The organism is Streptomyces sp. AM8-1-1, from assembly GCF_032229325.1.
Classification (GTDB): domain Bacteria; phylum Actinomycetota; class Actinomycetes; order Streptomycetales; family Streptomycetaceae; genus Streptomyces; species Streptomyces achmelvichensis.
Map to the genome: position 1 here is coordinate 221,172 of NZ_CP135086.1, position 23,437 is coordinate 244,608.

Below are 23,437 nucleotides of genomic sequence, written 5' to 3' on the forward strand. Positions count from 1 at the left end.
CGCCCGAAGCCGGCTCACCTGGAGATCCAGCTTCCGAAACGACCGGCTCGCTGCTTCGGAATGGACCGGAGGATGCAGTCGTCGACCGCGATCTGGGCCGTGACGAGGAGGTGGTGATTGGTGCTGGTGGCCCAGCGACGGTGGCGCTCGGTCAACCAATCGGCTGCTCTCCAGCCGGAGCAGGACCTGTTTCACGGCAAGGACTGTCAGCCCAACCACCGTGGCCACGGCTCATTTTTGGGTGACGTCGCGTTCGACCCGAAAACGCTCAGCCGTGACGCGCAGTGGCCGCTGCACGGTAGTTGAGCCAGCACCCGTTCTCGTGAACAAAGCCACGAGATCCGCCACAAGCTGGCGCAGCATGGCGACGCGCGCGACCCTGCGTCCCGAACCAGGCTGACCGGAGCTCAGCCCTTCGCGCCGTCGTCAGGGGCGCGCCAGCCGGGCCGCGAGATAGGGCGCCGTGGCGCTGCGGCGCGCCCTCGCCACCTTGACCGGCGGGCCCGCTGCGACCACCCGCCCGCCCGCGTCGCCGCCGCCCGGCCCGAGGTCGATCACCCAGTCGGCGGTGGTGATCGTGTCCAGGTCGTGCTCGACGAGGACGACCGTGTTGCCGGCGTCGACGAGGCGGTGCAGCTGTCGCAGCAGCAGCGCGATGTCCGCGGGGTGCAGCCCCGCCGTCGGCTCGTCGAGCAGGTAGAGCGCGTGCCCACGGCGGGCCCGCTGCAGTTCGGTGGCCAGCTTGATGCGTTGCGCCTCACCACCGCTGAGTTCCGTCGCGGGCTGGCCCAGCCGCAGGTACCCCAGTCCCACCTCGCGCAACGTCTCCAGGCTGCGGGAGGCGGCCGGGACGGCGGACAGGAACTTGGCCGCGGCGTCGACGGACAGCGCCAGCACTTCCGCGATGTTCTTGCCGCGGTAGGTGACTTCCAGCGTTTCGGCGTTGTACCGGGCGCCCTGGCAGGTCGGGCACGGCGCGTAGGTGCCGGGCAGGAACAGCAGTTCCAACGCTACGAATCCTTCGCCCTGGCAGGTCTCGCACCGGCCCTCCGGCACGTTGAAGGAGAACCGCCCGGCCGAGTAGCCGCGCGCTCTGGCCTCGTCCGTCGCCGCGTACAGCTTGCGCACCGCGTCGAACATCCCCGTATATGTGGCCAGGTTCGATCTGGGAGTTCGGCCGATGGGCCGTTGGTCGACCCGGACCAGCCGGTCGAACGACTCGACCCCCGACGCGTCCTGGACGTCGACCTCCAGCTGCGCCTCGTCGGGCTCCTCGGGTACGAGTCCGAGGTGGCCGCGGACGACCTCGGCGAGCACCTGCGTCACCAGCGTCGACTTTCCGGAACCGGACACTCCCGTCACCGCCGTCAGTACGCAGAGCGGTACGTCGACGGACACGTCGTGCAGATTGTGACGGGAGACGCCGCGCAGGTACAGCCATCCGTGCGGTGTGCGCGGGCGGTGATCGAGTGGCTGGGCGCGCCCGAACAGGTACTGGCTCGTGGCCGACTCCTCGACCCGCTCGAGACCGGCGACCGGGCCGCTGTACAGCACGCGTCCGCCGCCCTCGCCCGCGCCGGGGCCGATGTCGACCACCCAGTCCGCCCGCCGTACGACGTCCATGTCGTGCTCCACGACGAACAGCGAGTTGCCCGCCGCCTTGAGGCGGTCCAGCACGTCCAGCAGCGGTTCCGCGTCAGCCGGGTGCAGGCCCGCGGACGGTTCGTCGAGGACGTAGACGACGCCGAACAGCCCCGAGCGCAGCTGGGTGGCGATCCGCAGGCGCTGCGCCTCGCCGGGCGACAGGGTCGTCGAGCGGCGCCCGAGGCTGAGATATCCGAGGCCCAGGTCGAGCAGGACGTCGACCCGTGCGACCAGATCGCCGCAGATCCGGACCGCGACCTCGGTCGTCTCCCCTGATCGGGCGGTCGACGTGGTGGCGTCGGCCGTGGACCGTCCCGCGACGGGCCGCAGGAGAGCCACCACCTCACTGAGCGGCATCGCATTGATCTCGGCGATGGAACGTCCGGCGAAGGTCACGGCGAGCGCCTCGGGCCGCAGTCCGCTGCCGTGACACTCGGGGCAGGGCACACTCCTGACGAACCGGAGCGCCCGTTCCCGCATCTTTTCGCTCTTGGAGTCGGCGAGGACGTGCCTGACGTGCTTGCGGGCGCTCCAGAACTTGCCCTGGTAGCCGTAGTCGATGCGGTCCTCCTCCGGCTCGATGTACACGGAGGGCTGCTCGTCCGTGTACAGCAGCCAGTCCCGGTCCTTCTTCTTGAGCCTGCGCCACGGTCTGTCGATGTCGATCCCCAGGCCGCTCACGACACTGCGCAGGTTGGCGCCCTGCCAGGCGCCCGGCCAGGCGGCGATCGCCCCCTCGCGGATGCTGAGCGAGGGGTCCGGGACGAGCAGGTCCTCGGCGACGTCGTGCACGACGCCCAGTCCGTGGCACTCCGGGCAGGCGCCGGCCGCGGTGTTGGGTGAGAACGACTCGGCTTCCAGGCGTGCGGCCCCGGGCGGATAGGTGCCGGCGCGGGAGTACAGCATGCGCAGCAGATTGGACAGCGTGGTGATGGTGCCGACCGTCGAGCGCGAGCTGGGCGACCCGCGTCGCTGCTGCAGGGCCACGGCGGGTGGCAGTCCGGTGATTTCCTCCACGTGCGGTGCGCCGACCTGTTGCAACAGCCTTCGGGCGTACGGTGCTACGGACTCGAAGTAGCGCCGCTGAGCCTCCGCGTAGAGCGTGCCGAACGCGAGCGAGGACTTGCCCGAACCGGAGACGCCGGTGAAGGCGACCATCGCGTCCCGCGGCACGTCGACATCGACGTTCCGCAGGTTGTTCTCACTGGCGCCCCGGACATGGACGAAGGGGTCGCTCGCGTCCTTGTTCACCGTTCCTGATTACCTGATCGCGCCGGGAACCGCGCGACAGGCACCGCCACCGGGCCCCGCTCACCTGAGCATCCGGACAGTCCCGGTATGAGCCGCTCCCAGGGAACATTCGAGGGTGCTTCACCGTTGGACCGTACGTGGGCGTGAAGGGAACTGTGTCCCCGTGCCTCACCCTTTTGCCCATGAGGACGATCGTTGGGCTGAAGCCTTATGGAGCCCCCGCCGCGAGGCGACCGCCCTTCTCGCCCACTGTCGATCGGCCCCGTCTGGGTATCCCCCGAACCAGTCGGGGCCTTCGTCTGCCCCCTGCCGACGCCCTTCGGTGAACGCGGTGGTCCGTCTCCCGGTGGAGTGCTCGCCCCGGCGGGCTCAGCCCCGGGTCGCGGGCATGCGCCCCAGGGAGGCCATGTCCGAGGTCGACCCGTGCCCGCCCGAGACTGTGAATGCCATGACAGACGAAGCTGTGCGGGGACATTGCGCCAGTCTGTTCTCATGGACGGGGCCGACGGCTCTACGTCTCCCCCGGCTGCTCTTCCCGCTCCTTCTTCTCCTCCCGCAGCTTCTGCCACCGCTGGCGCTGACGCTCGCCGTACGCCGCGTTGCGGACAGTGCCGTCGTCTTCGAGTCCGGAGCCGAACGCACCTCCGACCATGCCCATGGAGCTGACGAACCAGGCGAGCGCGGCGTAGTCGTGGATTGTTGCGTGTTGCCCGACGACCTTGCCCAAGACCGACGAGTTCAGGATGAGCAGGGTGATGCCGAAGAGGACGAGGAACAGGACCAGATAGAGGGACAGCACACCGAGGGTGATCGTCACGCAGGTGACGGTGTTGTAGAGGCGGGAGAAGGGGCGGGAAAGTGAATCGTGAGGGCGTTCCCAGAGCTCGTGATCGATGATGATCCATGCCGTGAGGGCAAGGAAGGACAAGACGCAGGCCCCGAGCAGACGGCCCACGTCCATGCCCGAGGAGATGGTTCAGGCCGAGGTGTTGACCAGGCCGAAGGCGGCGGTGGCGAAGACACCGGCCAGTGCCCGGGAGAGGGTTGAGAAGAGCCGCCAGGGCCGGTTGGCCCGCACCATGCCGGTGACGAGACTCAGATGGCCGCGCAGGCCGGGCACGATGAAGCGTTGCAGGCCATCCTCGCCGGTCTCTGAAGTTTCGAGCCGGCCGGCTTCCTCCGGCGCCGGAGCGAGATCGGCCCGCTCGCGGGTGAGTCTGCCGATGACATCCGCGACGACATGCCGGGCGCGCCGTCTCATCCGCCAGGAGCCGAGCGCCGGCAGGGACACCAGCGCGATGCGGTCCTCCTGGCTCACCTCGACGCTGACCGGCCGCAGGCCGGCTCGTCGAGGCAGATCGGTGAGGAAGACTGCGGCCTCCCAGTCGCCCTCGGGGAGGAAGGGACGTACGACGTCGACCGCGGAGGAGACGTCCAGTTGCTCGTCCGCGACCAGGGGTGCCGTGCGCGCCGTCACCCGCCAGTCGACGTCCGCGCGGACCCGCTGCCTCAGCAGCTGCGGCAGCTTGTCGGCCAGTTCCTGGACAATCTCCGCCGCCACTCCGGGGTCGGCGACCAGCACGATCCGCACCGCGTGCGCCGCAGTGGCCGGCAGGGAATCTGTCACGGTCTCAATCCGGTCGGGGTGGGCGCGATGGCCTTTCGGCCCGAGGTTCCGTTGTAACGCCCTCCCAGGTGGCGATCGAGCGCGACAGGCGCCTTGGCGCCAGGTGTCCCCCGTTCAGCCCGGCACTGGGGTAAGCAGGTCCGCGGAGAACAGAAGGCGGCGAGGGGACCCGCTCAACAACCTGCGACGAAACGGATGCTGACGGATTTACGGGGCGGAATAGAGAGCTGGCTTCGCCGACCGATAAGACAACACGCGGCCTGGTTCAGTGGGCGCGGGCTGATCCGAAGGACCAGCGCATTTTGCCCGGACCCTCGGCACTCCGGCCAGCCGTGACGCCGCCGCACCGCCTCCGGGAGCCAATTGCGCCGGCTCGGGTCACTGCGACGGTTCGTGGCTGGGGCCGTTCCGGAGCATATGGCGACGTTCCTGTTCGCGTTTGGAGTAGGCGGCTGCCCGGATCGCTTCGTCGCTCTCCAACCCTGATCCCAGCGCACCGCCCACTGTGGCAATCGACGCGACGAACCATGACAACGTCAGGTATTCCGTGGCGTGCAGCGGGGTTTGTGTCGTGGATGCGAACACGCGGTCGTTGACGATGAACAACGCCCACAGCAAGTTGATGACGACCAAGCCCCCGTAGCAGACGAGCACCCCGATACCCACGGTCACGACCGTAGAGGCGTTGTAGAGCCTTGCCCTCTGCCTGGCCTCCCGCGAGAGCTCTGTTGATCGGTGCCACAGCTCGCCGTCCACGATCAGCCACCCGATCATGATTCCGAGAGACCCGACCATGGCAATCACGAGGCGCGGCACGCTCAGAGCCCCGGCCAGACTCCAGACGGTGGAGTCCAGGGTGGCAATGGCCCCCGTGGCAAGTGCAGCCGCCAGGGCTTTCGACAGGCCTGGAACCAATCGCCACGGACGATTGGCGCGGACCATGCCGAAGAGCACTCTCAGGTAACCGCGCAGCCCGCTGACGACGTATCGCAGGTCGGCGGTCTCCTCCTCACCGACCGGGCTCGGATGGATTGGCGTGAGACGACCGGCAAAGGGTCGCAGAAGCGGCGGACTTGGCACAGGTCCTTGAGCCTGTGTGGCCTGCGGACCCACCAAGCCGAGCACGACTGCTTCCACGACCCGCCTGGCTCTCGTCTGCAACCACAAGCCCCCCAGCGGAGGCAGAGACAGCAGCGCCAAGCCGTGTTCGTGACTCAGGTCCACAACGAGCTTGCGCCCGTGTGAGAGCAGCGGAAGGTCGGTGAGGGCGATGACGACGTCCCAATTCTCTGCACTTCCGCGATCCATGATCCGGCGCATCAAGGTGGGCAGGTCCTCGGCCCCAGAGGTGAATGGCTCGCTGACCACCTCGACCTCGAACCGTCGCCCCTCGCCTGACTTGTCGGCGAGCCGAGCAGGAAGTATCCGGGCCATACGTTGCGCGATCTCCGTGGGCGCATCGGGATCCGCCAGGAGAGCTACGACCGTGACACCCTGAGACGGCACCCGCATGTTTGGACCTTTCGCTTCGGCCACCCCCATGATCGCAAGTGACCACAGAATGCCCCCGAGGAATCGTCAGCGCGGCGTGACACGCTGGCCCCGCCAGCAGGTGCTGGCAGTACGGCAAGATCTCCTCTTCTTCCCAGGATCGGGGCCTGCTTCTTCCGAGGATCGGGGCCTGCTCCACCAGCGGCCGCGCTCGGGGTGCGCACCATGCCCGCGATGCGCGGCAGAGAAGCCAAGCGCAACGGGGCCATTGGGAAACCGGCTTGTTCGCGGGCACCGTTTCGCAGCCTGCAGTCTTCTTGGCTGCGGTCTTCCTCTTCGACCTCACTGGGCTGAGCGCCGGGTACCCGTCGTATGTGGAGCCGACGCAGTGAGGCGGAAACTACGACACGGCGGCCGCGGTGCTCGCCATCCACCGCAGCACATTGCGCTACCGGCTCCAGCGGATCCGCAAGATCGGCGGCGTGGACCTCGCGGACGTGGACAGCAGCCGCAACCTGCATTCGTTGTCGAGGCTCGTGAGTACTCCGGCGCAAGCAACCCAGACACCATGCCGCGCCCTGCACCCGTTTCCGTCAGCTCAGTGGGCCAGCGGATGCCGGCACGGCTGGCCAGAAGGCCTGAGGGCCCTCGGCCACTGGGGTCTCCGCCATTGCTCTCGATCAGGTGCTCTCGATCAGGCGGTCCGTGAGCCCCGCACAGGGAGAAAGTCATCGGGACGCGTCAAGCGCCGCCACACGTAGACGGCAGTCGCCATCACGAGGATCAGCCCCATCAGCACCAGCAACTCAATCCCCTGCACGTTCCACCGGAAGTGCTTGTCCGCCTCGGCCGTCACGATGAGTACCTTGCGGATGCCCGCGATCAGCCCCACTACCAGGAACGGTTCGGCGTCCAGCCTTTGGTTCCTGATGGTGAGACGGACGGTGTGCAGCAGCTCGGCCACGATGAAGAGCACCAGGCTGTTGTCCAGCGCGGAGAGCACGATCGTCTCCTCGTGCTACGGCCCCTGGATCGCATCCACCACGTCGTCGACCACCCCGATGGTCAGCAGTCCGGCGAGCAGGACCAGTAGCCCGCGACGATGAGATGGATGGCGTCCTCAACCGTCTGCAGAAGGCGCTGCACAGCGTGTTCCTCGAATCTGCGAGAAGGGGGCTGACACACAAGCAATCTATGGACGCGCCGCCGGGAGGGGGCCGCCATGATCCGCCGGTCGGGTGGCCGCTGTGCGCAGGGCGGGCTTCTCAGGCCGCCATCGCGCCATTGACAACCTTCCACACCTGCCCGAGGGAATGGAGCCACCGGCCGCGATCGGGATGCGCTGGTCGTAGCGCACAGGCGCAGCAGTGGGCCGGGGACGCCGATGAGTTCTGCGACGTCCGGCCGTCTAACTCTCCGCAAGCCCGAGAAGCCCATCAGCCGCCCCGGAAGGGTGAGGAAAAGTGAAGTACATGATCCAGATGAACGTGCCTGCCGATCAGTGGGACGCCGTCATGTCGGGGTACTCCAAGGAAGACATGGAGGCCATGTTCGCCCACATGAACGCCCTCAACGAAGACCTCACCGCCGCCGGAGAGTGGGTGGAGGGGCAGGGCCTCGGCGGCCCCTCCCAGGTCAAGACGGTGCGGGCTGGAAGCGACGGGCGGCCTCAGGTGACCGACGGGCCGGCCCATGCGGGCCCCATCCTGGCCGGATACTGGGTGGTCGACGTCAAGAGCGAGGACCGGGCCCTGGAGATCGCCGCACGGGCATCGGCGTGCCCGGGAGCGGGCGGAAAGCCCAGCAACGACCCGGTCGAAGTGCACCCGATCCCCGGGGACCCGACCCAGGCCTGAACCGGGCGGAGCCCCGAGCGGGCGCCGGCGGCCTGTGGGCCGGTGCCCGGCTTCGGCCACTGTGGCTCATCACGGGGGCACCGCCGCTCTCAGACGGACCGAGGCGTCGCGGTCCACCGCGATGCAGATCGCAGAGATCGTGAGGTCCGGCCTATCGAGCTGGAGCTGGGCAAGGTCACTGGGGTGGCCTTCGTAGGGGCGGAGGACTCCGGGGCCTACACCTGTCGCCCGACCCCGAGGACGTCGAGCATCGCCCGAGTTGCCGGGCTGGGGTTGAATCGGCTCCACGCCAGATATTCGATGCGGTGCGGCCCGTCGACCACCGGGACCAGCGCCAGTTCGGGGTCCTCCTCGGCCAGCGGCCGGATGAACGCCGACGGCAGCAGCGCAATGCCGAGCCCGCGCGCGATCAGCCGGGTCACCAACGCGGCTCCGGCCTCGTACGCGACGTCACGGACCAGGCCCGCAGCGGCGAACGCCTGATCGGACTGGGCCCGTCCCGGCGTTCCGTCCATGAAGTCCACGAACGTCTCCTCGGCGACCTCCTGCAGCGTGACCCGAGAAGTGCCCGCGAGACGGTGGCCGGCCGGCACCACCAGCACATGCTCGTCATGATCGAGAACGACGGATTCCACACCGGATGGCCGCTCGCCTTCCGGCAGGCCGAGGAAGGCGATGTCCAGTTCGCCGTTCCGGATCGCCGCCGCCAGTGTGTCGCTGCCGCCGGCACGGAGGGCGACGCGGACGTGCGGGTGTTGGGAGCGGTACCGCTGCAGCAGCTCGGGTACGTCGACGGCGGCCGAGGTCACGATCATGCCGACGGCGAGCCGGCCGCGTACTACTCCGGTCGCGGCGGCAGCGTCGGCGGCCGCGCGGTCGGCGGCGGCCAGACACTCGCGCGCGCCGACGAGAAACGCCGCTCCAGCGCTGGTCAGCTCGGTGCGGCGGCTGGACCGGGCAAACAGCTTGACCCCGAGCTCCCGTTCCAGCCCCGCTATCCGGTGGCTGAGAGCCGACTGCACCACGGAGCAACGCTCCGCGGCGCGGGTGAAGTTACGGGTTTCGGCGACGGCGACGACGTACCGCATCTGCTGGAGATCCACACAACCATCGTTATGGTTCATGGCTGGCATGACAAGCATGCTTTGGATTCATGGTGAGCAGGGCCAAGACTGCATCGCATGCCTACCTTGACCGCACCGGCCCCGCTGCGGACTTCGCCCCCGCTGCAGGCGGCGACCGTCGCACTGACCGCACTCGCCCCCGCGTCCTGGGGCACCACGTACGCCGTGACCACGGAACTGCTGCCGCCCGGGCATCCGTTGTTCGCCGGGCTGATGCGCGCCCTGCCCGCCGGGCTGCTCGCGCTGGCGATCACCCGTGTGCTCCCGCGCGGGGACTGGTGGTGGAAGGCTGCCGTCCTCGGCGTACTCAACATCGGTGCTCTGTTCCCTCTGTTGTTCCTGGCGGCCGAACGACTCCCCGGCGGCGTCGCAGCGACGCTCGGCGCCGCCCAGCCGCTGCTGGTCGCCGGGGTGGCGATCGCTGTGCTGCACGACCGGCCGACGGCCTGGCGATGGGCCTGGGGTGTGCTCGGCGTGGTCGGCATCGGATTCGTCGTGCTCGGGCCCGAGGCCCGGCTGGACACGGTGGGAGTGCTCGCCGGGCTCGGCGGTACGGCCGCCATGGCGGTTGGGGTCGTCCTCACCAAGCGCTGGGGCCGTCCCGCAGGGGTCGGTCCCCTCACCCTGGCCGGCTGGCAACTGACGTTCGGCGGGCTGTTGTTGCTCCCGCTCACCTTTGCCATCGAGGGAGTGCCGCAGCGGATCGACGCCGGAGCTGTCGGCGGCTACCTGTGGCTCGGCAGCGTGGGCGGGCTGATCGCGTACGCCCTGTGGTTCCGCGGGATCGGAAAGCTGCCGGTCGGCGCGTCCGCACCGCTGGTTCTGCTGTCCCCGCTGGTCGCGGCCGTCATCGGCATCACGCTCGGCGAGTCCCTGAGCCTGCTGCAGACCCTTGGCTTCGCCCTCGCCCTGGCCGCCTTGCTCGCCGCGCAGCTCCGTCCCCCGAACCTGCTCGGCCGTGTTGCTCGAAGCAGGACAGCAGTAGATCGAATACGCGAAGACCGGATTCAAGGAGAACGGACTCGATGAACGCGATGAAGAAGAATGCGCCGAAGACGGGCATGACGATCGCTGTGCTCGGCGCCACCGGCATGGTCGGCAGCCGGGTGATCAGCGAGGCCGGTGCACGCGGACACCAGGTGCTTGCCCTGTCCCGGAAGCCGGCGAGCGAGCACCCGAACGTGACGCCGGTCGCGGTCGATGCGCAGGACGCAACCGCCGTACGCGAGACCCTTGCCGGCTCCGCCTCCAACCGAGCCGCGGACGCCGTCGTACTGTCCGTGCGGACCATTCCGGTCGACCAGGAGTTCTTGGTCGGCGCCACCCGTACCGTGCTGGATGCCGCCGCACAGCTCGGCATCCGCGTCTTCGTGGTCGGCGGCGCCGGTGCCTTGCGCAGCCCCGGTGACCGCGAACTGCTGGTCGCCGACAACCCCGCCTATGTGCCTGCCGAGTTCAAGAGAGTCGCCGCCGCCGGGATCGCCCAGCTGCGGACCTGCCAGGCCCATGCCGGTGCCGATTGGGTCTACCTGAGCCCGCCGGCCCAGCTCGAGCCCGGCACACGGACCGGCCTCTATCGACGCGGTACGGACACCTTGCTCACCAGCGCCGACGGTCAGTCGTGGATCAGCACCGAGGACCTGGCCGTCGCCGTGGTCGACGAACTCGAGGCCCCCGGCACCGAACGCCTCATCACGGTCGCCCACCGCGACGACGACTCGTCGGCGTGAGCCGGGCCTTGTCCAGTTCAGCGGCTGACAGCGTCGAGGTGCCGTACAGGGGGCTGTAAGACGTTGGGCTCTGTTCCGAGGATCGAGGCCGTGGGCCGTGACGGATCGACGACCTACGCGGAAGCCATCCGCCGGACGCTGCCCGACGCGTGCAGGTCGGTGACCGCCGGCGTGTGCGGCACGGCCTGTGCGCAGCCGCCCTCAACGAGGTGAGCGACACGGCGGATTCGCAGCACTGCTGGGCCATGATGACGCCGATCTCCTGGTCGATGACCGCCCGTCGGTCGGCGGCGCGATCGCGACGACCGCCGCCGTCGCGATCGGCCTGGTCTTCGCGCGGGTGGAGGTCCTGCGGCTGTCGGTGGGCCGGAACCACGGGCATCCACGGGTGCGCTTCGTGCCGTGGGAGCGGCGCGGACAAGCGGCCGGTGACCGTGGCCGGACCGTCGTCACCGTCGCCGCTCCCGCCTCCCCGTTCCGGCAAACCTCCGACTTGCCTATCGGGAAAGTCAAGAGTAACTTTCCCAGTAGGAAAGTAATCGGGGACGGGAGGGCGATGACCGTGAGCATGCCGGTGGATGCCGAACAGGCATGGAAGGATCTCCAGCGCATCCGAGTGCCGCAGGAGCGGGTGTACGACGAGTTCGAACGCTCCGCGTCCGGCGGACGCGGTATGACCTACGGCCTGGCCGCGCTCATGTGGGTGTTCCTGGCCGGCGTCGGCATGGACCTGCCCCCGTGGGGCGTCGGACTGTTCGTGGCCGCCTACGTCGGTCTGTTGACCGTGCTGATCGTGGTGAGGAGCCGCAGGAGCCGGATGCAACTGCACCACACTCGCTGCCCCGGACGTATGTGGGCCTCGTTCGGTGCGGTGGCAGTACTGGTCGGCGGGACGATCGTGCTGGCGGACCACCTGACCGAGCCACTGGAGCCGATCTACGCCGGCCTCATCCAGGCCACGGCCGCGGTGGCCGTGTACCTGCTCTCCCTTGGTCCCGCCAACCGCTGGGCGGCCGACTCGGTGCGGAGCGGCAGCGAACCGGCGGCCGACGAGGAGGCCGGCCGATGAGCACCCCCGCCGGCTTCGACGAGCTGATCCACCCCGCCACGCGACTGTCAGTGGTCGCGCTGCTCGCCGCCACCGAGTGGGCGGACTTCGCGTTCGTCCGCGACAGCCTCTCGCTCAGCGACTCCGCGCTCTCCAAGCAGCTGCACACCTTGGAGGGGGCCGGATACCTGGACACCCGGAAGGACGGCGGCGGCCGCAACCGCCGTACGAAAGTACGGCTGACGGACCGCGGTCGCACCGCCTTCGAGGGACATGTGGCGGCACTCCGGGCCATCGTCGACAGCGCCGGACCCGCGACCGGGGCGGCACAACAGCAGCCCCGCGCGGAGGCGGGCCGATGACGACGTTCGGGCGCACCGACGTCCAGCCCGTGATCCGGGTACGCGATCTGACCATGGCGTACGGCGAGGTCGACGTCCTGCGCGGCGTCGATCTGGACATCCACCGTGGCGAGGTCTTCGCCCTGCTCGGGCCCAACGGCGCGGGGAAGACCACCACCGTCGAGATCCTGGAAGGCTTCCGGCAACGCTCCGGCGGGGAGGTGAGCGTCCTCGGTACGGATCCCGAGCGGGGCGGAGACGCCTGGCGAGCCCGGATCGGCCTGGTCCTGCAGTCCTGGCGCGACCACCGCCGCTGGCGGGTCGCCGAGCTGCTGACCCACTTCGCGACCTACTACCCCGACCCGCGCGACCCGGCCGAACTGCTGGCCCTGGTCGGCCTCACCGACCAGGCCGGCCGGCAGGTGGACCGGCTGTCCGGCGGCCAGCGCCGGCGCCTCGACGTCGCGCTCGGCATCGTCGGCCGCCCCGAACTCCTCTTCCTCGACGAGCCGACCACCGGCTTCGACCCTCAGGCGCGGCACGAGTTCCACGTCCTGGTCGAACAACTGGCCCGCGACGAGGGCGTCACCGTCCTGCTCACCACCCACGACCTGGCGGAGGCCGAGCGCCTCGCCGACCGGATCGCCATGCTGGTCGGCGGCGAAATTCGGGCCTGTGGCACACCCGCGGAACTGGCCCGGCGAGCCGCCGCCCAGGCCGTGGTCCGCTGGATGGCCGACGACGGGACGCCCCGCCGCGAACGCACAGCGGATCCCTCACAGCTGGTCTGGGAACTCCACCGGCACGCGGACGGCCCGATCGCCGACCTGGAGGTCCGCCGACCGACGCTGGAGGACACCTACCTGCACATGGTGCACCGGGAGGCCGACGGCACGGACAGGGACACGAACGAGGAGGCACCGGCCGCATGAGGGGGGCATACATGACGAACAGGACGAACAGCTGGCATGCCGGGCTCCAGCGCGGTCGAATCGAACTGCGGCACCTCCTGCGCAACGGCAAGGAGATGTCCGGCCATCTGACCAACGTGGTCGTCGCGCTGCTCGTCGCCGCCTACGTCAGCGACGATGTGCCCGGGACCCGAACCCCGATGACTCATCTGGTGCTGGCGGGCTTCGCCGCCTACCTGCTGTTCCAGGTCGGGCTGATCAGCCTCCCGCAGATCCTCGTGACCGAGCGGGAGGAGGGCACCCTGCTGCGGCTGCGTGCCACGCCCGGCGGGATACCGGCCTACCTCGTCGCCAAGTGCCTGCTGGTGGTCGTCCTGGCGGTCGGCACCCTGGCGCTCCTCCTGGCCGCCGGTGCGCTGCTGGCGGACGGGCCACTGCCGCACGGGCCGGGCGACTGGCTGACGCTGCTGTGGGTCACCACACTCGGGCTGCTCGCCGTCGTACCGCTCGGCGCGGCCATAGGCGCCGTACTGCCCAACCCCCGCGAGGCCCTGGCGTTGATCATGCTGCCGACGATGGGGCTGCTGCTCACCTCGGGGACGGTGTTCCCGATCACCGCACTGCCCGTGCCGGTCCAGCAGGTGGCCTCGGTCTTTCCGCTCAAGTGGCTGGCGCAGGGCCTGCGTTCGGCGCTGCTCCCGGACTCGGCACGGACCGCCGAGGCGGCCGGCTCCTGGGAACTGCCCATGGTCGCCCTGGTCCTCACGGCCTGGGCGGTCCTCGGGTTCCTCCTCGCGGTACCGCTCCTGCGCCGCGCCGCCCGCCGCGAGTCCGGCTCGCGGCTGACCGCCCGCCACCGCAAGGCGGCACAGAGCGGCGCGCCGGCCGCGTAGGCGGCCTCGCGACCACCGGGCTACGCCGTGGCCGTGGCCACCACGGCGCCTGCGGTGGGGGACGGATGCGCCCGTTCGGAAGCCGCGTGCCGCAGGTGCTCGCGGACGGTGAGGGAGGAACCGGTGTGCCGACGGCGCTGTTGAGTGCGCCGGTAGTGCTGTTTGACGCCAAGGAGCGAACGCGCCTCCGCTGGGGGCCGGATAGGGGGCCTTGGGCATTGACGCTGGGTGTCACCGGTGGGCTACTTAGCGTATTCGCACCACTCTGTCGTCGAAGGAGGGGCTGGGGCTGGTTCGAGACAGACCCCTGTCGTCGGCGATCGACTCAGGGAGCCCCTATGCCAGTCTCACCGAACCAGGGATCCACCGGCGGAGGCGATGCGGTGACCCTCACCGGCAACCACTTCACCGGCACCACCGCCGTGCGCTACGGCTCCCGCCCGGCTAGGAGCTTCACGGTCGTCAGCAACACCACGACGGACACCATCACCCCCTCCGGCCACGGCGCCGTCCCGGTCTCCGTCACAACCGCCGGCGGAACCGGAATCGTGGGCACCTTCTATTACCTGCCGCCGCCCTCCTTCCGGATCGAGCCGCCTCCCGCGGGCCCTCTGGGAGGCGGCAACACTGCGATCTTCACCGGTCTCGGCCTCTACACCACGAGCGAGGTCAGATTCGGTGCGCAGACCGCCCTGTTCACCGTCGACTCGGACGGCCAGCTCACCGTGACCGTCCCGGCGGCGGCCGCCGCGGGTCCGGTAGCGGTCACCGTGACCACCAGGGGCGGAATCGCCGGCGGTGTCACCTACACCTATCTCGACCCGCCTTCCATCACCGCCGTCACCCTCGACTCGGGACCGGTGGACGGCGACAATCTCGTTGTCATCACCGGGACGGCGTTCTCCTACGCCACCAGCGTCACCTTCGACGGCATACCTGCCCTCTCCTTCCGGGTCGCCTCGGACACCGAGATCGACGCCGTGCTGCCGGCCGGAGATCTCGGCCCTGCCGACGTCTCCGTCACCACTCTCGGTGGCACCACCACCGCTACCGACGCCTACACCTATCTGGGACTCTTCGCGGTCCTCGGCGGAGCATCGGTCACCAACACCGGTCCCTCGATCGTCACCGGAGATCTCGGAGTGAGCCCGGGGGTGTCCATCACCGGATTCCCGCCCGGCCAGGTCGACGGAAGTATCCACAACGCGGACGCCACCGCCGTCGCAGGCCATGCCGACCTGATCGCGACATACAACGACGCCGTCGGACAGACCCCGGACGACAGCATCACCGGAGACATCGGCGGCCAGACCCTGTCCCCCGGCGTCTACAACGCCGCCTCTTCCATCGGGCTCACCGGCACGCTCACGCTGGATGCCCAGGGCGACCGCAACTCCGACTGGATCTTCCAAATCGGATCGACCCTGACGACGGCAACCGCGAGCCAGGTGCTGCTCATAAACGGCGCCACAGCCCGCAACGTCATCTGGCTGATCGGAAGTTCAGCCACCCTGGGCACCGACACCGACTTCGCAGGAAGGATCCTGGCCCAGACATCGATCACCGTGAACGCCGGGGTGACGGTCAACGGCCAGGCCCTGGCCATCGACGGCACCGTGACACTGGACACCAACACCATCACCCGCCCGTGGTGAAGGAATCACACACCTGATCCAGACCGGCACTGAATCCTTCGCCTCGCCATCAGCCAAGCCCGGGCCGCCGCCCAGGACGGCAGCGCAGGCTGACCGCCCTGGGACTCACTTCGCCAGGAGGCGTCGCACCTCTCAACCTCAGTGCCTGGACCAACGGAAGATCTTGCAGACGTCACCAGGGAGGGAGGAGATTCGACTGTGTAGGTCGAACTGGCACGTTCCGCCGCGATCCAGTGGGTTGCCCAGCATCCCCAACCCGATGCTGACTTCCGGGGTCCGTACTTCAGCGGCTCAACCGTCGGGCTGCCGGACGACGCGGAGCTGTCGCCCTCCTCGGACATCGACATCTTCGTCGTCTCCGCCGGGGCTACCGGGCGTCGCGCCGCCGACGCGCGCGCTCGAACTCGGCGACATCCGACATCCAGGGACCGTGTTGTTCGAGTGCGGCGCAGCCGCCGCGGACGAAGGCGCTCACCAGCTTCCGGTACCCGCCAATCCCGTCGACCAGGCTGTACTCGACCCGGTACTCCGGATCCGACCTGCCGTCGCCCTCGCGCAGCGTCGTGATCCGGGCAAGGGAGTCCGCGTAGAAGTGGAGCTGGATCCCTTCGCCCATCTCCTCGTCCTCGATGGTGAACACTTCGTTGTCCGCGGCAGAGCGATCGGCTACGAACTCCCAGAACTCCGCGGCGGCAGTGCGGGGACTGTCCCGTAGCCACTTCTTCTCGACGCCCTTGTCGTCGGTGAACGACAGAACCGTCTTCCTCGCACTCCCGCCGAGGTCGGCGCGGTGGCCGGCAGCCTCCTCGTCATCCTCCATGGGTGTGTTCCTGGAGCGGTCCGCGGCCTCCGAGCACATCAGGAAGCTCACGGTACGCACCGCGTCATCGACGAGCTCAGGGTGTGCACGGCGCACGGCCGCTTCGACCGTCGTCTTCATCCGATCCCAGTCGCGCCTGTCCGTGGCGCGCTTTCCCCGTCGCGGATCGCGGCCGATCCGCATCCCGGCGCACGCCTGCTCCGCAGTGGCGATCACCCGCATGACCTCGGGGAGGAGGGCGGGGTCGACGGCATCGGGCAGCCGCCTCGGAACCGTCGCGCCGTGCAGATACTGGCCCGTGTACCTCAGAATCGCGGCGTCGAGCGGATCGAGTACGGCTCCGCGCTCAGCGCGACGGCGGTCCGCGTGGTACTCCTGAGCTCGTTTCCCGTTCGACGTCTCTGTCGCCGCGCACATCGCCGCGCATACCTGACCGCGCTCAAGGAGACCCGTGTCGGCCCCGTGGGCAATGAGTCGGCTTCTGTCCCACCGGATGCGCCGGAAGAGCGCGTCGACGTCCGCGGGCGCGGCAAGGAGGATCGGGTCCAGGAGCGCCACGGCAGCGTTCTCGTCGATCCGGCCCCGGGTTCCGGCGTCGTCGCACAGCGGAAGGACCGCACTCCACAACAGCAGGTGTCTGGCCAGGTCCTCCCGGATCACCGCAAGGTGGGCTTCGCTGATCGGGAACGTGAACGTGCGAGGGTCGTGGTTGGCGTCGGCCCCGGCAGCAAGCATCAGCTCGCCGTCTTCGCGGATCACGTTCGGGATCCAGCCGCTCATGCGCGTGAAGACGGTCTCTTTCATGGACCCAGTGTTTCCCGGAACGGCACCGGCCCGGCATGACGGCGATGTTGCGGCCCCACCCCGCACCCTCTGTTCACGACCACCGTGCGCATTCGGCGTCGAGACGCGGGTCGGTGCGCACCCAGACCTCGCCCCCCGCGGCCTCGGCCGGGGCGTCGACTCGTTCGATACCGAGGAACTCGATCAACTGGAGCAGTTCGGCTCGTTCGGCGCGGTCGTCGTCGACATCATGCGAGCCGAAGAAGATGTAGTACTGGTCGCTCGGGTCCACGTAGCCCGAATCTGCCCAGATCCGAGCGATTTCCTCGATCGCCGCTGCTTCCGTCGTGATCGTGGCGGCGCGGGCGGCACCGCGAGTCTCCGGTGACGCGTCGAGGTCGGCGAGGTCGGAGAACCACTGGCCGAAGCGGTCGAGGCCGGCATATCCGTTCTCGAAGAACAGCATCGCGCTCGGAAGGTAGCGATTGCCCCTGTCGACCTGGAGGTACTCCGACCGGGGTTGGTCCGCATCCTTGATCCGGGAGATCACACCTTGCCCGGGCATGAGTACCAAACTCTGCCCCGCCGGTTCATCGTTGATGGTGTAGGTGTCAGCATCTCGATCTCGGAAGAACGCAGAGAAGGCTACATAGGCTTCCTGTGGGTCGCCCACGGAGACCTGTTGGTCGTTGCCATCACCGACAGCGAAGACGAACTGTTTCGGTCCGGGGTTGTAGGGGCGAGCCATATGCGTCCTTCGTTCACGTGTGTCAGCTCCGCCAGCGTAGTCGAACCAGAGCGGACGGCCTTGGCGTTCATCGCCGACGACCAGCCAGGAGAAACAGCCAGGAGAACTGGCAGATCTCCATGCCCCCGCACCCCGTCAGCCGTCGCGGCCCGTCAGGCCCGCCTCGTAGACGGCGATGGCAGCCTCCACCAAAGGCCCGGCCTGCGCGATCGCCTGGCCGGATCAGCGGTGGGGACAGGCACCGCCGGCCGGCCCGCTTGAGCAGGCCGCAGCCCGGCCTCGAGCGCCACGATGCGGCACAGGTATCAGTCGTCGGTGTAGTGGGCGGCATACTCCTCGCCGGGCGGAACGACGGTGATGACATCGATCAGCACATCGTCGGGGGCGGCGACGATGAAATGACGTTGTCCGAACTCCTCCGTACGCAGGGGCAGTACCTCGGGCAGGTCGCCCTCCGCCACGAGCCGCTGGTGCTCGGCGTCCACGTCGTCCACCTCGAAATTCAGCAGCAAGCCGCCCCGGAGTGCGACCCGGTGGCCCTCGGGGATGGTCGGGTGGGCGTGGTCGAGGAGGGCCAGCTCGTACTGCGGCGCGTCGGGACGCCGCAGACTCACGTACCAGTCCGCCTCGAAAGTGACCTCGAAACCGAAGTGGCGGGTGTAGAAGTCGCGGGAGGCGGCCACGTCCCGGGTGGCGAGCACCGGGTAGAAGCCGCCGAGCTTGGTCGTGGGCGTGGTCCTGGGCGTGGTCCTGGTCGTGGGTTCGTTCGTCATGGCAGAGGCCCTTCACATCTCTTCGCATACCGAGGGTATGCGAACTGTGGCGTTAGCATACCTCGGGTACGCGAAATGGAGAGGGCGGTGCGCGTGATGGCGGTCAGCCGGTCGGAGCAGCGGGCGTTCACGCGGCAGGCGCTGATTGCCGAAGGACGGCGCCGGTTCGCCGCCGACGGGTACCACCACGTGGTGCTGGCCGAGGTGGCCGGGGCCGCCGGGGTCACCAAGGGGGCCGCCTATCATCACTTCGAGAGCAAGGCGGGGCTCTTCCGGGCCGTCGTCGCCGAGGTGCAGCAGGAGTTGGGCGAGCGGGTCGCGACCGCAGCGCAGGGGTACGACGACCTCTGGGAGCAGCTCCGGGCCGGCTGCCGGGCCTTCCTGGCTGCGGGCACCGACCCGGCGGTGCGACAGATCCTGCTGGTCGACGCGCCGACCGTGCTCGGCTGGGACGAGTGGCGGGCCTTCGACGAGGCCTATTCCGCCCGGCACCTTACGGACGCCTTGCAGGCACTCGCCGCAGCCGGGATCATCGCCGACCAGCCGGTCGAACCCCTGGCCCGGCTTCTCTCGGGGGCGATGAACGAGGCCGCGCTCTGGATCGCACGAGGTGGGGACCCGCACGCAGTTGAGCAAGCCCTCGACCGACTCCTGACAGGGCTGCGCAATCCAGGCTGACTCGCGAAGACACTCATGCGCCTTTCGCGTTGTGCAGAGAAGAATCAAGAGGCGATCCCGCGACAGCACGGAAGCAATCGTCAGTGCGGTCACGGGTACGGTCCTTGTCCGAACGCGCTCCTCGTCGATGGCTACACCCGCGCCGACCGGGTCCGACTCGTCGCCCGCCCCCACACCGGACAACAGTGCTCACCTGTCGCCCGAGTACTTGCGCCAAGCCCACGAACGGTTCGACCGCAACACCCCCGCCCACAGCGGGCCCGACCAACACGCCTGCGAACCTTGGCGTCCTCGGTTGAGCGTCCCGCATGCGCGGCGGCGAGCAGCGCTCTCCGCGAGCGCCGGCACCAATGAGGCACCTTGGCTCAGGAAGGCTGCGCTGCGCGACGGGGCCCTGAGTGCTCCTGAGGCGGCAGCCCGCCGTCCGAGCGCCCCCAGCCGGGTTCGCGGCCATGCCCGTGCCGGAATCGCCCACGGCGACCTCGACAGGGACACGGCACCGATCGGGCCGAGCAGCCTCGGAGACGGGCCCCGTCACACGTATGCGGCTCACACCTCCGGTTCCCCCGTCTCCTTCAACTCCCCGTCGGCCAGCCGCAGCCAGCGGCTGATCCCGATCTCGGCGAGAAACCGCTCGTCGTGGCTGACCACCATGAAGGCGCCCTGGTACGAGTTGAGCGCGCTCTCCAGCTGGCCCGCGCTGACCAGGTCGAGGTTGTTGGTGGGCTCGTCGAGCAGCAGAAGATGCGGGGCGGGGTCCGCGCACAGCACACAGGCCAGAGTGGCGCGCAGGCGCTCGCCGCCGGAGAGCACGCCCACCGGCAGATGGGCCCGCGCGCCCCTGAAGAGGAACCGGGCGAGCAGGTTCATCCGCTCCGCCTCGGGACGCTCAGGCGCGAACGCGGCGAAGTTCTCCGCCACGGTGCGGTCCAGGTCCAGCAGGTCCAAGCGCTGCGACAGGTAGGCGATTCTCCCGTCGTTGCGCTTGATCTCCCCGCTCGTCGGGACGAGATCACCGGTGACCAGCCTCATCAGGGTGGTTTTACCGGCGCCGTTGGGCCCGGTCAACGCGATGCGCTCAGGGCCCCGGACGCTCAGGTCGACGCCACTGGAAGCGAAGACCTCCTTGTCGCCGAGGTGGAGCTGCATGCCCTCGCCGAGGAACAGGTTGCGGCCGGAGGGCACCTGGGTGCCGGGCAATTCCAGCGTGAGCCGCTGCTCCTCGCGCAGGGCCCTGCCGGCCTCGTCGAGGCGGGCCTTGGCGTCGCTGACCCGGGAGGCGTGCATCGTGCCGGACCTGCCCGCGGCCTCCTGCGCACCGCGCTTCATGTTGCCGGCGAAAATCTTGGGCAGACCGGCGTTCTTCAGGTTCTTGGTGGCATTGCTCGCCCGGCGTTCGGCGCGCTCGCGGGCCTGCTGCAACTCCCGCTTCTCCCGCTTCAGTTCTTGCGCGGCGTTGCGGACGTTCTTCTCGGCGACTTCCTGCTCGGTGCGGATGGCCTCCTCGTACTCGGTGAAGTTGCCGCCGTACAGGCGTAGTTCGTCGCTGCCGAGTTCGGCGATGCGTTCCATGCGGTCGAGCAGTGCGCGGTCATGGCTGACCAGGAGCAGACAGCCGTTGAAGTCCGACAGCACGTCGTAGAGCTTGTGCCGGGCCTGGCGGTCGAGGTTGTTGGTCGGCTCGTCGAGCAGGAGGACGTCGGGGCGCTTGAGCAACTGGGCGGCGAGGCCGAGGGAGACCACCTGGCCGCCGCTGAGCGTGCTCAGACTGCGGTCCAGGGTGAGGCCGGCCAGGCCCAGACGGTCGAGTTGAGCGCGGGTTCGCTCCTCGATGTCCCAGTCGTCACCGATGGTGGCGAAGTTCATTTCATCGACGTCGCCGGACTCGACCGCGTCCAGGGCGCGGATCACCGCGGCGACGCCGAGTACTTCGGCGACGGTGAGGTCGCTGGTCAGAGGCAGGGTCTGCGGGAGGTAGCCGAGCATGCCACTCACCGAGACCGAGCCGGTGGCGGGCTTCAGCTCACCGGCGATCAGCTTGAGCAGGGTGCTCTTGCCGGAGCCGTTGGGCGCTACCAGGCCCGTACGACCGGGGGGAATGCTGAACGACAGGTCGTGGAATATAGGGGTGTCGTCGGGCCAGGCGAACGAGACGTTCGAGAAGACGACGGCGGCGTCGGACATGGCAGTGACCTCGGGGATACAGCGGGCAGCGCGTAGATCTCTGCCCTGGGCAGACGTGGGAAAGGGGCACGACGAAACAGACCACCTCGGCAGCGCTCCTGAGCGCAGGCCGGTGGCCGTCAGATCCGGATCTCACCCGGAGATGTCGTCGTCACCCACCACGTCTATGACTCCTCGATGTACGTCCTACGGATGTCACCCAGCATAACGACCCGTTCCCGCTTCCCATTCCCGTCGCTGCTCCCCCGTGATCACGAACGACGGCTCCTACCGCCGGCCCCCGACCGCCCTGCGCCACGCGGTCCCAGCAGGTGCATCCGTCCTGCCGATGCCCGAGCCAGAGGCGAGACGCGGGATCGAGCTCCAGCCGCCAGTAGCGCCCCATCCGCGCCATCGCATGCAGACTTCCCACGCGGCGGAAGGCTCGGTTCCTCTATTGTCAGTGCGTCTGTGCCGAGGTACGGCCGAACCAGTCGAGGCACACGACCAAGGCGTCGTCGTCCGCGTCGGCGTCGCGGTACTCCGTGAGCTCTTGCAGCACCGCCCGAGGGACCGCGGCCGCAGGCAGGAAGCTGACCGCGTGGATCGCTCGGGCAAGCGCCCGTTCGCCATAGCTCTCCCCCGCTTTCGAGACGGCGCCGTAGACACCATCACTGACGAAGACCAGGCGGTCGCCGGGCAGGGCTTGGAATTCCTGCGCCTCGTAGGCGGATTCGTCGAACATCCCCAGCGGGAGCTGTGCGTTGAAATCGACGCGCTCCACGGCCTTGTCACGGTAACGCCAGAGCTGCGGGGATCCGGCGTCGACCACCTGCACCCGTCCCGTGGCCAGTTCACAGGACAGCAGCAGGGTCGAGACATACTGCTCACCGCGATACTGGGCGTAGATCGCCTGATCGGCGAGCGCAGCCTGATCGGCGATGGCGATGCCGGCCCTGCGGGCGTTGCGGAGGGCGTTGACTGCCAGATTCGTCAGCAGTGAGGCTTGGATTCCCTCGCCCATTCCGTTGGTGATGGTGAGGGTGAGGGTGTCGGCCGTGGTGGCCCAGTCGAAATTGTCGCCGTGGATGTCGTAGGCGGGCTCCAACTGTGCCCCGATGGCGTATTCCCGGCGCGCGCAGGCACGGGCGGGCAGAAGTTGCCATTGCATCTCCGCCGCCAGGGTGAGCCGCCGGCTTCGGCGGGCCTGCAGGTAGAGATCGGTGTCGCGTTCCGCCACGATGATTTCGTGCCCCAAGAACTCGGCGAGACCTGTCATCTCGTCTACGGCTTGAGGGGTGCATCTGTGTTCGGGAAGGCGGACGGTCAGGATCCCGAGTCTGTCGCCACGTACGGTCACTGGCAGATGCAGGTCGACCGCGCCGTCCTGCGCGATGTACTGGCCATATGGCTCCTGGCTGCCGAAGGCACGGCCCTCTGGACTGGTCTGTACGGACAGGGGCTGGGCAGTGTGCGGAAGTGCCGTCACCGGCTGAAGAACGGTGAGGCTGTAGTCAGCCATGAGCAGGTTGACCTCGGTGGCGTCGAAGCGCTCGATCAACGCGGCACGCACCGTGTCGAGCAGTTCATTGGGAGCCCCTGTGCGGACAGCGCGCTCAACGGCCTGAAAGTCTGTCACGCTGGGCGCCCTTTCTTCGGAAGCGGTCAGAAGGCTGGGTGGCACGCGGCCTCAGAGCGTGGGTCCTGCGATCCGGTTGCAAAGGAATGCGGAGAGTTCACAACTCCATGAGACACCATGACCTACCAAGAACGTTGTCATACGACAACTATCAACTCTATCCTGCACGAAGCACCGCGTGACGCCATCACCGGTCACCGGACTGTTGATCCACTGATCCCACGTAGGCGTGAGCGCGCAGGCGGGCGCGAGACTGCGCGTG

Annotated in this window: 21 protein-coding genes and 1 pseudogene; 11 read left to right on the top strand and 11 right to left on the bottom strand. The window is 68.7% G+C overall.

Going from position 1 to position 23,437, the window contains the following annotated elements:
• Positions 1-120 precede the first annotated feature (120 nt).
• Positions 121-306, top strand: a complete 186-nt coding sequence (locus RPQ07_RS01015) for a hypothetical protein (protein ID WP_313942038.1) — start codon at positions 121-123, stop codon at positions 304-306.
• Positions 307-426: 120 nt separating this feature from the next.
• Here RPQ07_RS01015 and uvrA read toward each other — a convergent pair whose 3' ends face one another.
• The 4 genes from uvrA to RPQ07_RS01035 all read right to left on the bottom strand — a co-directional run bounded on the left by uvrA (position 427) and on the right by RPQ07_RS01035 (position 6,064).
• Positions 427-2,895, bottom strand: a complete 2,469-nt coding sequence (uvrA, locus tag RPQ07_RS01020) for an excinuclease ABC subunit UvrA (protein ID WP_313942039.1) — start codon at positions 2,893-2,895, stop codon at positions 427-429.
• A gap of 511 nt (positions 2,896-3,406) precedes the next feature.
• Positions 3,407-3,712, bottom strand: a complete 306-nt coding sequence (locus RPQ07_RS01025) for a hypothetical protein (protein WP_313942040.1) — start codon at positions 3,710-3,712, stop codon at positions 3,407-3,409.
• A 159-nt stretch (positions 3,713-3,871) separates the two neighbouring features.
• Entirely contained in the window at positions 3,872-4,522 is a 651-nt protein-coding gene (locus tag RPQ07_RS01030) for a hypothetical protein (RefSeq protein ID WP_313942041.1), read from the bottom strand.
• 378 nt (positions 4,523-4,900) lie between these two features.
• A complete protein-coding gene (locus RPQ07_RS01035) occupies positions 4,901-6,064 on the bottom strand; it encodes a hypothetical protein (RefSeq protein ID WP_313942042.1) in 1,164 nt (387 codons plus the stop codon).
• 353 nt (positions 6,065-6,417) lie between these two features.
• Between RPQ07_RS01035 and RPQ07_RS37750 the strand changes: the two are divergent.
• Positions 6,418-6,774 (top strand): annotated as a pseudogene (locus RPQ07_RS37750) (helix-turn-helix domain-containing protein); the annotation flags it as partial.
• On the opposite strand, the gene RPQ07_RS01045 reads toward RPQ07_RS37750, so the two are convergent.
• Positions 6,708-7,016: a phosphate-starvation-inducible PsiE family protein gene (locus RPQ07_RS01045; RefSeq protein WP_313942043.1), complete on the bottom strand. Its 309-nt coding sequence runs from the start codon at positions 7,014-7,016 to the stop codon at positions 6,708-6,710. The pseudogene RPQ07_RS37750 and the gene RPQ07_RS01045 sit on opposite strands and share 67 nt — an antisense overlap.
• A 469-nt stretch (positions 7,017-7,485) precedes the next feature.
• Here RPQ07_RS01045 and RPQ07_RS01050 point away from each other — a divergent pair, with 469 nt between their 5' ends.
• Positions 7,486-7,869, top strand: coding sequence for a YciI family protein (locus tag RPQ07_RS01050; RefSeq protein ID WP_313942044.1), 384 nt, complete (start codon positions 7,486-7,488; stop codon positions 7,867-7,869).
• Positions 7,870-8,084: 215 nt separating this feature from the next.
• Here the strand turns inward: RPQ07_RS01050 and RPQ07_RS01055 are convergent, their stop codons facing one another.
• The gene (locus RPQ07_RS01055; protein WP_313948738.1) at positions 8,085-8,972 is read right to left on the bottom strand and encodes a LysR family transcriptional regulator; all 888 of its coding nucleotides are present in this window, start codon (positions 8,970-8,972) and stop codon (positions 8,085-8,087) included.
• 78 nt (positions 8,973-9,050) lie between these two features.
• On the opposite strand from RPQ07_RS01055, the gene RPQ07_RS01060 reads away from it, so the two are divergent.
• The 7 genes from RPQ07_RS01060 (at position 9,051) to RPQ07_RS01095 (ending at position 15,571) form a co-directional block, all read left to right on the top strand.
• On the top strand, positions 9,051-10,022 hold the full coding sequence (locus tag RPQ07_RS01060; RefSeq protein ID WP_313942046.1) for an EamA family transporter: 972 nt from the start codon (positions 9,051-9,053) through the stop codon (positions 10,020-10,022).
• Between the two features lie 32 nt (positions 10,023-10,054).
• Positions 10,055-10,723 carry an NAD(P)-dependent oxidoreductase gene (locus RPQ07_RS01065; protein ID WP_313948739.1) on the top strand — a complete coding sequence of 223 codons (669 nt, stop codon included), beginning with the start codon at positions 10,055-10,057 and terminating at the stop codon, positions 10,721-10,723.
• A gap of 556 nt (positions 10,724-11,279) precedes the next feature.
• The gene (locus RPQ07_RS01075) at positions 11,280-11,792 is read left to right on the top strand and encodes a hypothetical protein (RefSeq protein ID WP_313948740.1); all 513 of its coding nucleotides are present in this window, start codon (positions 11,280-11,282) and stop codon (positions 11,790-11,792) included.
• Positions 11,789-12,133, top strand: a complete 345-nt coding sequence (locus RPQ07_RS01080; RefSeq protein WP_313942047.1) for a transcriptional regulator — start codon at positions 11,789-11,791, stop codon at positions 12,131-12,133. The genes RPQ07_RS01075 and RPQ07_RS01080 overlap by 4 nt, the downstream gene beginning before the upstream one ends.
• Positions 12,130-13,044 carry an ABC transporter ATP-binding protein gene (locus RPQ07_RS01085; protein WP_313942048.1) on the top strand — a complete coding sequence of 305 codons (915 nt, stop codon included), beginning with the start codon at positions 12,130-12,132 and terminating at the stop codon, positions 13,042-13,044. The genes RPQ07_RS01080 and RPQ07_RS01085 overlap by 4 nt, the downstream gene beginning before the upstream one ends.
• 11 nt (positions 13,045-13,055) lie before the next feature.
• Complete coding sequence (locus tag RPQ07_RS01090) at positions 13,056-13,916, top strand: ABC transporter permease (RefSeq protein WP_313942049.1); 861 nt, start codon at positions 13,056-13,058, stop codon at positions 13,914-13,916.
• 338 nt (positions 13,917-14,254) lie between these two features.
• A complete protein-coding gene (locus RPQ07_RS01095; protein ID WP_313942050.1) occupies positions 14,255-15,571 on the top strand; it encodes an ice-binding family protein in 1,317 nt (438 codons plus the stop codon).
• 367 nt (positions 15,572-15,938) lie between these two features.
• Here the strand turns inward: RPQ07_RS01095 and RPQ07_RS01100 are convergent, their stop codons facing one another.
• From RPQ07_RS01100 to RPQ07_RS01110, 3 genes are all read right to left on the bottom strand, one after another.
• Positions 15,939-17,195 carry a DUF6357 family protein gene (locus RPQ07_RS01100; RefSeq protein WP_313948741.1) on the bottom strand — a complete coding sequence of 419 codons (1,257 nt, stop codon included), beginning with the start codon at positions 17,193-17,195 and terminating at the stop codon, positions 15,939-15,941.
• A gap of 73 nt (positions 17,196-17,268) precedes the next feature.
• Positions 17,269-17,922 carry a DUF6357 family protein gene (locus tag RPQ07_RS01105; RefSeq protein WP_313942051.1) on the bottom strand — a complete coding sequence of 218 codons (654 nt, stop codon included), beginning with the start codon at positions 17,920-17,922 and terminating at the stop codon, positions 17,269-17,271.
• 305 nt (positions 17,923-18,227) lie between these two features.
• A complete protein-coding gene (locus RPQ07_RS01110; RefSeq protein ID WP_313942052.1) occupies positions 18,228-18,695 on the bottom strand; it encodes a VOC family protein in 468 nt (155 codons plus the stop codon).
• Between the two features lie 96 nt (positions 18,696-18,791).
• Here RPQ07_RS01110 and RPQ07_RS01115 point away from each other — a divergent pair, with 96 nt between their 5' ends.
• Positions 18,792-19,373 carry a TetR/AcrR family transcriptional regulator gene (locus RPQ07_RS01115; protein WP_313948742.1) on the top strand — a complete coding sequence of 194 codons (582 nt, stop codon included), beginning with the start codon at positions 18,792-18,794 and terminating at the stop codon, positions 19,371-19,373.
• 549 nt (positions 19,374-19,922) lie between these two features.
• Here RPQ07_RS01115 and abc-f read toward each other — a convergent pair.
• A complete protein-coding gene (abc-f, locus tag RPQ07_RS01120) occupies positions 19,923-21,557 on the bottom strand; it encodes a ribosomal protection-like ABC-F family protein (protein WP_313942053.1) in 1,635 nt (544 codons plus the stop codon).
• A 439-nt stretch (positions 21,558-21,996) separates the two neighbouring features.
• On the bottom strand, positions 21,997-23,175 hold the full coding sequence (locus RPQ07_RS01125) for a PP2C family protein-serine/threonine phosphatase (protein ID WP_313942054.1): 1,179 nt from the start codon (positions 23,173-23,175) through the stop codon (positions 21,997-21,999).
• Positions 23,176-23,437: the final 262 nt, after the last annotated feature.

Bases quoted from the DNA above. Each gene is read 5' to 3' on its own strand.
- RPQ07_RS01035 (WP_313942042.1), bottom strand. From the start codon at position 6,064: ATGGGGGTGGCCGAAGCGAAAGGTCCAAACATGCGGGTGCCGTCTCAG.
- RPQ07_RS01050 (WP_313942044.1), top strand. From the start codon at position 7,486: ATGATCCAGATGAACGTGCCTGCCGATCAGTGGGACGCCGTCATGTCG.
- RPQ07_RS01060 (WP_313942046.1), top strand. From the start codon at position 9,051: ATGCCTACCTTGACCGCACCGGCCCCGCTGCGGACTTCGCCCCCGCTG.
- RPQ07_RS01065 (WP_313948739.1), top strand. From the start codon at position 10,055: ATGACGATCGCTGTGCTCGGCGCCACCGGCATGGTCGGCAGCCGGGTG.
- RPQ07_RS01075 (WP_313948740.1), top strand. From the start codon at position 11,280: ATGACCGTGAGCATGCCGGTGGATGCCGAACAGGCATGGAAGGATCTC.
- RPQ07_RS01080 (WP_313942047.1), top strand. From the start codon at position 11,789: ATGAGCACCCCCGCCGGCTTCGACGAGCTGATCCACCCCGCCACGCGA.
- RPQ07_RS01085 (WP_313942048.1), top strand. From the start codon at position 12,130: ATGACGACGTTCGGGCGCACCGACGTCCAGCCCGTGATCCGGGTACGC.
- RPQ07_RS01090 (WP_313942049.1), top strand. From the start codon at position 13,056: ATGACGAACAGGACGAACAGCTGGCATGCCGGGCTCCAGCGCGGTCGA.
- RPQ07_RS01095 (WP_313942050.1), top strand. From the start codon at position 14,255: ATGCCAGTCTCACCGAACCAGGGATCCACCGGCGGAGGCGATGCGGTG.
- RPQ07_RS01100 (WP_313948741.1), bottom strand. From the start codon at position 17,195: ATGAAAGAGACCGTCTTCACGCGCATGAGCGGCTGGATCCCGAACGTG.
- RPQ07_RS01105 (WP_313942051.1), bottom strand. From the start codon at position 17,922: ATGGCTCGCCCCTACAACCCCGGACCGAAACAGTTCGTCTTCGCTGTC.
- RPQ07_RS01110 (WP_313942052.1), bottom strand. From the start codon at position 18,695: ATGACGAACGAACCCACGACCAGGACCACGCCCAGGACCACGCCCACG.
- RPQ07_RS01115 (WP_313948742.1), top strand. From the start codon at position 18,792: ATGGCGGTCAGCCGGTCGGAGCAGCGGGCGTTCACGCGGCAGGCGCTG.
- abc-f (WP_313942053.1), bottom strand. From the start codon at position 21,557: ATGTCCGACGCCGCCGTCGTCTTCTCGAACGTCTCGTTCGCCTGGCCC.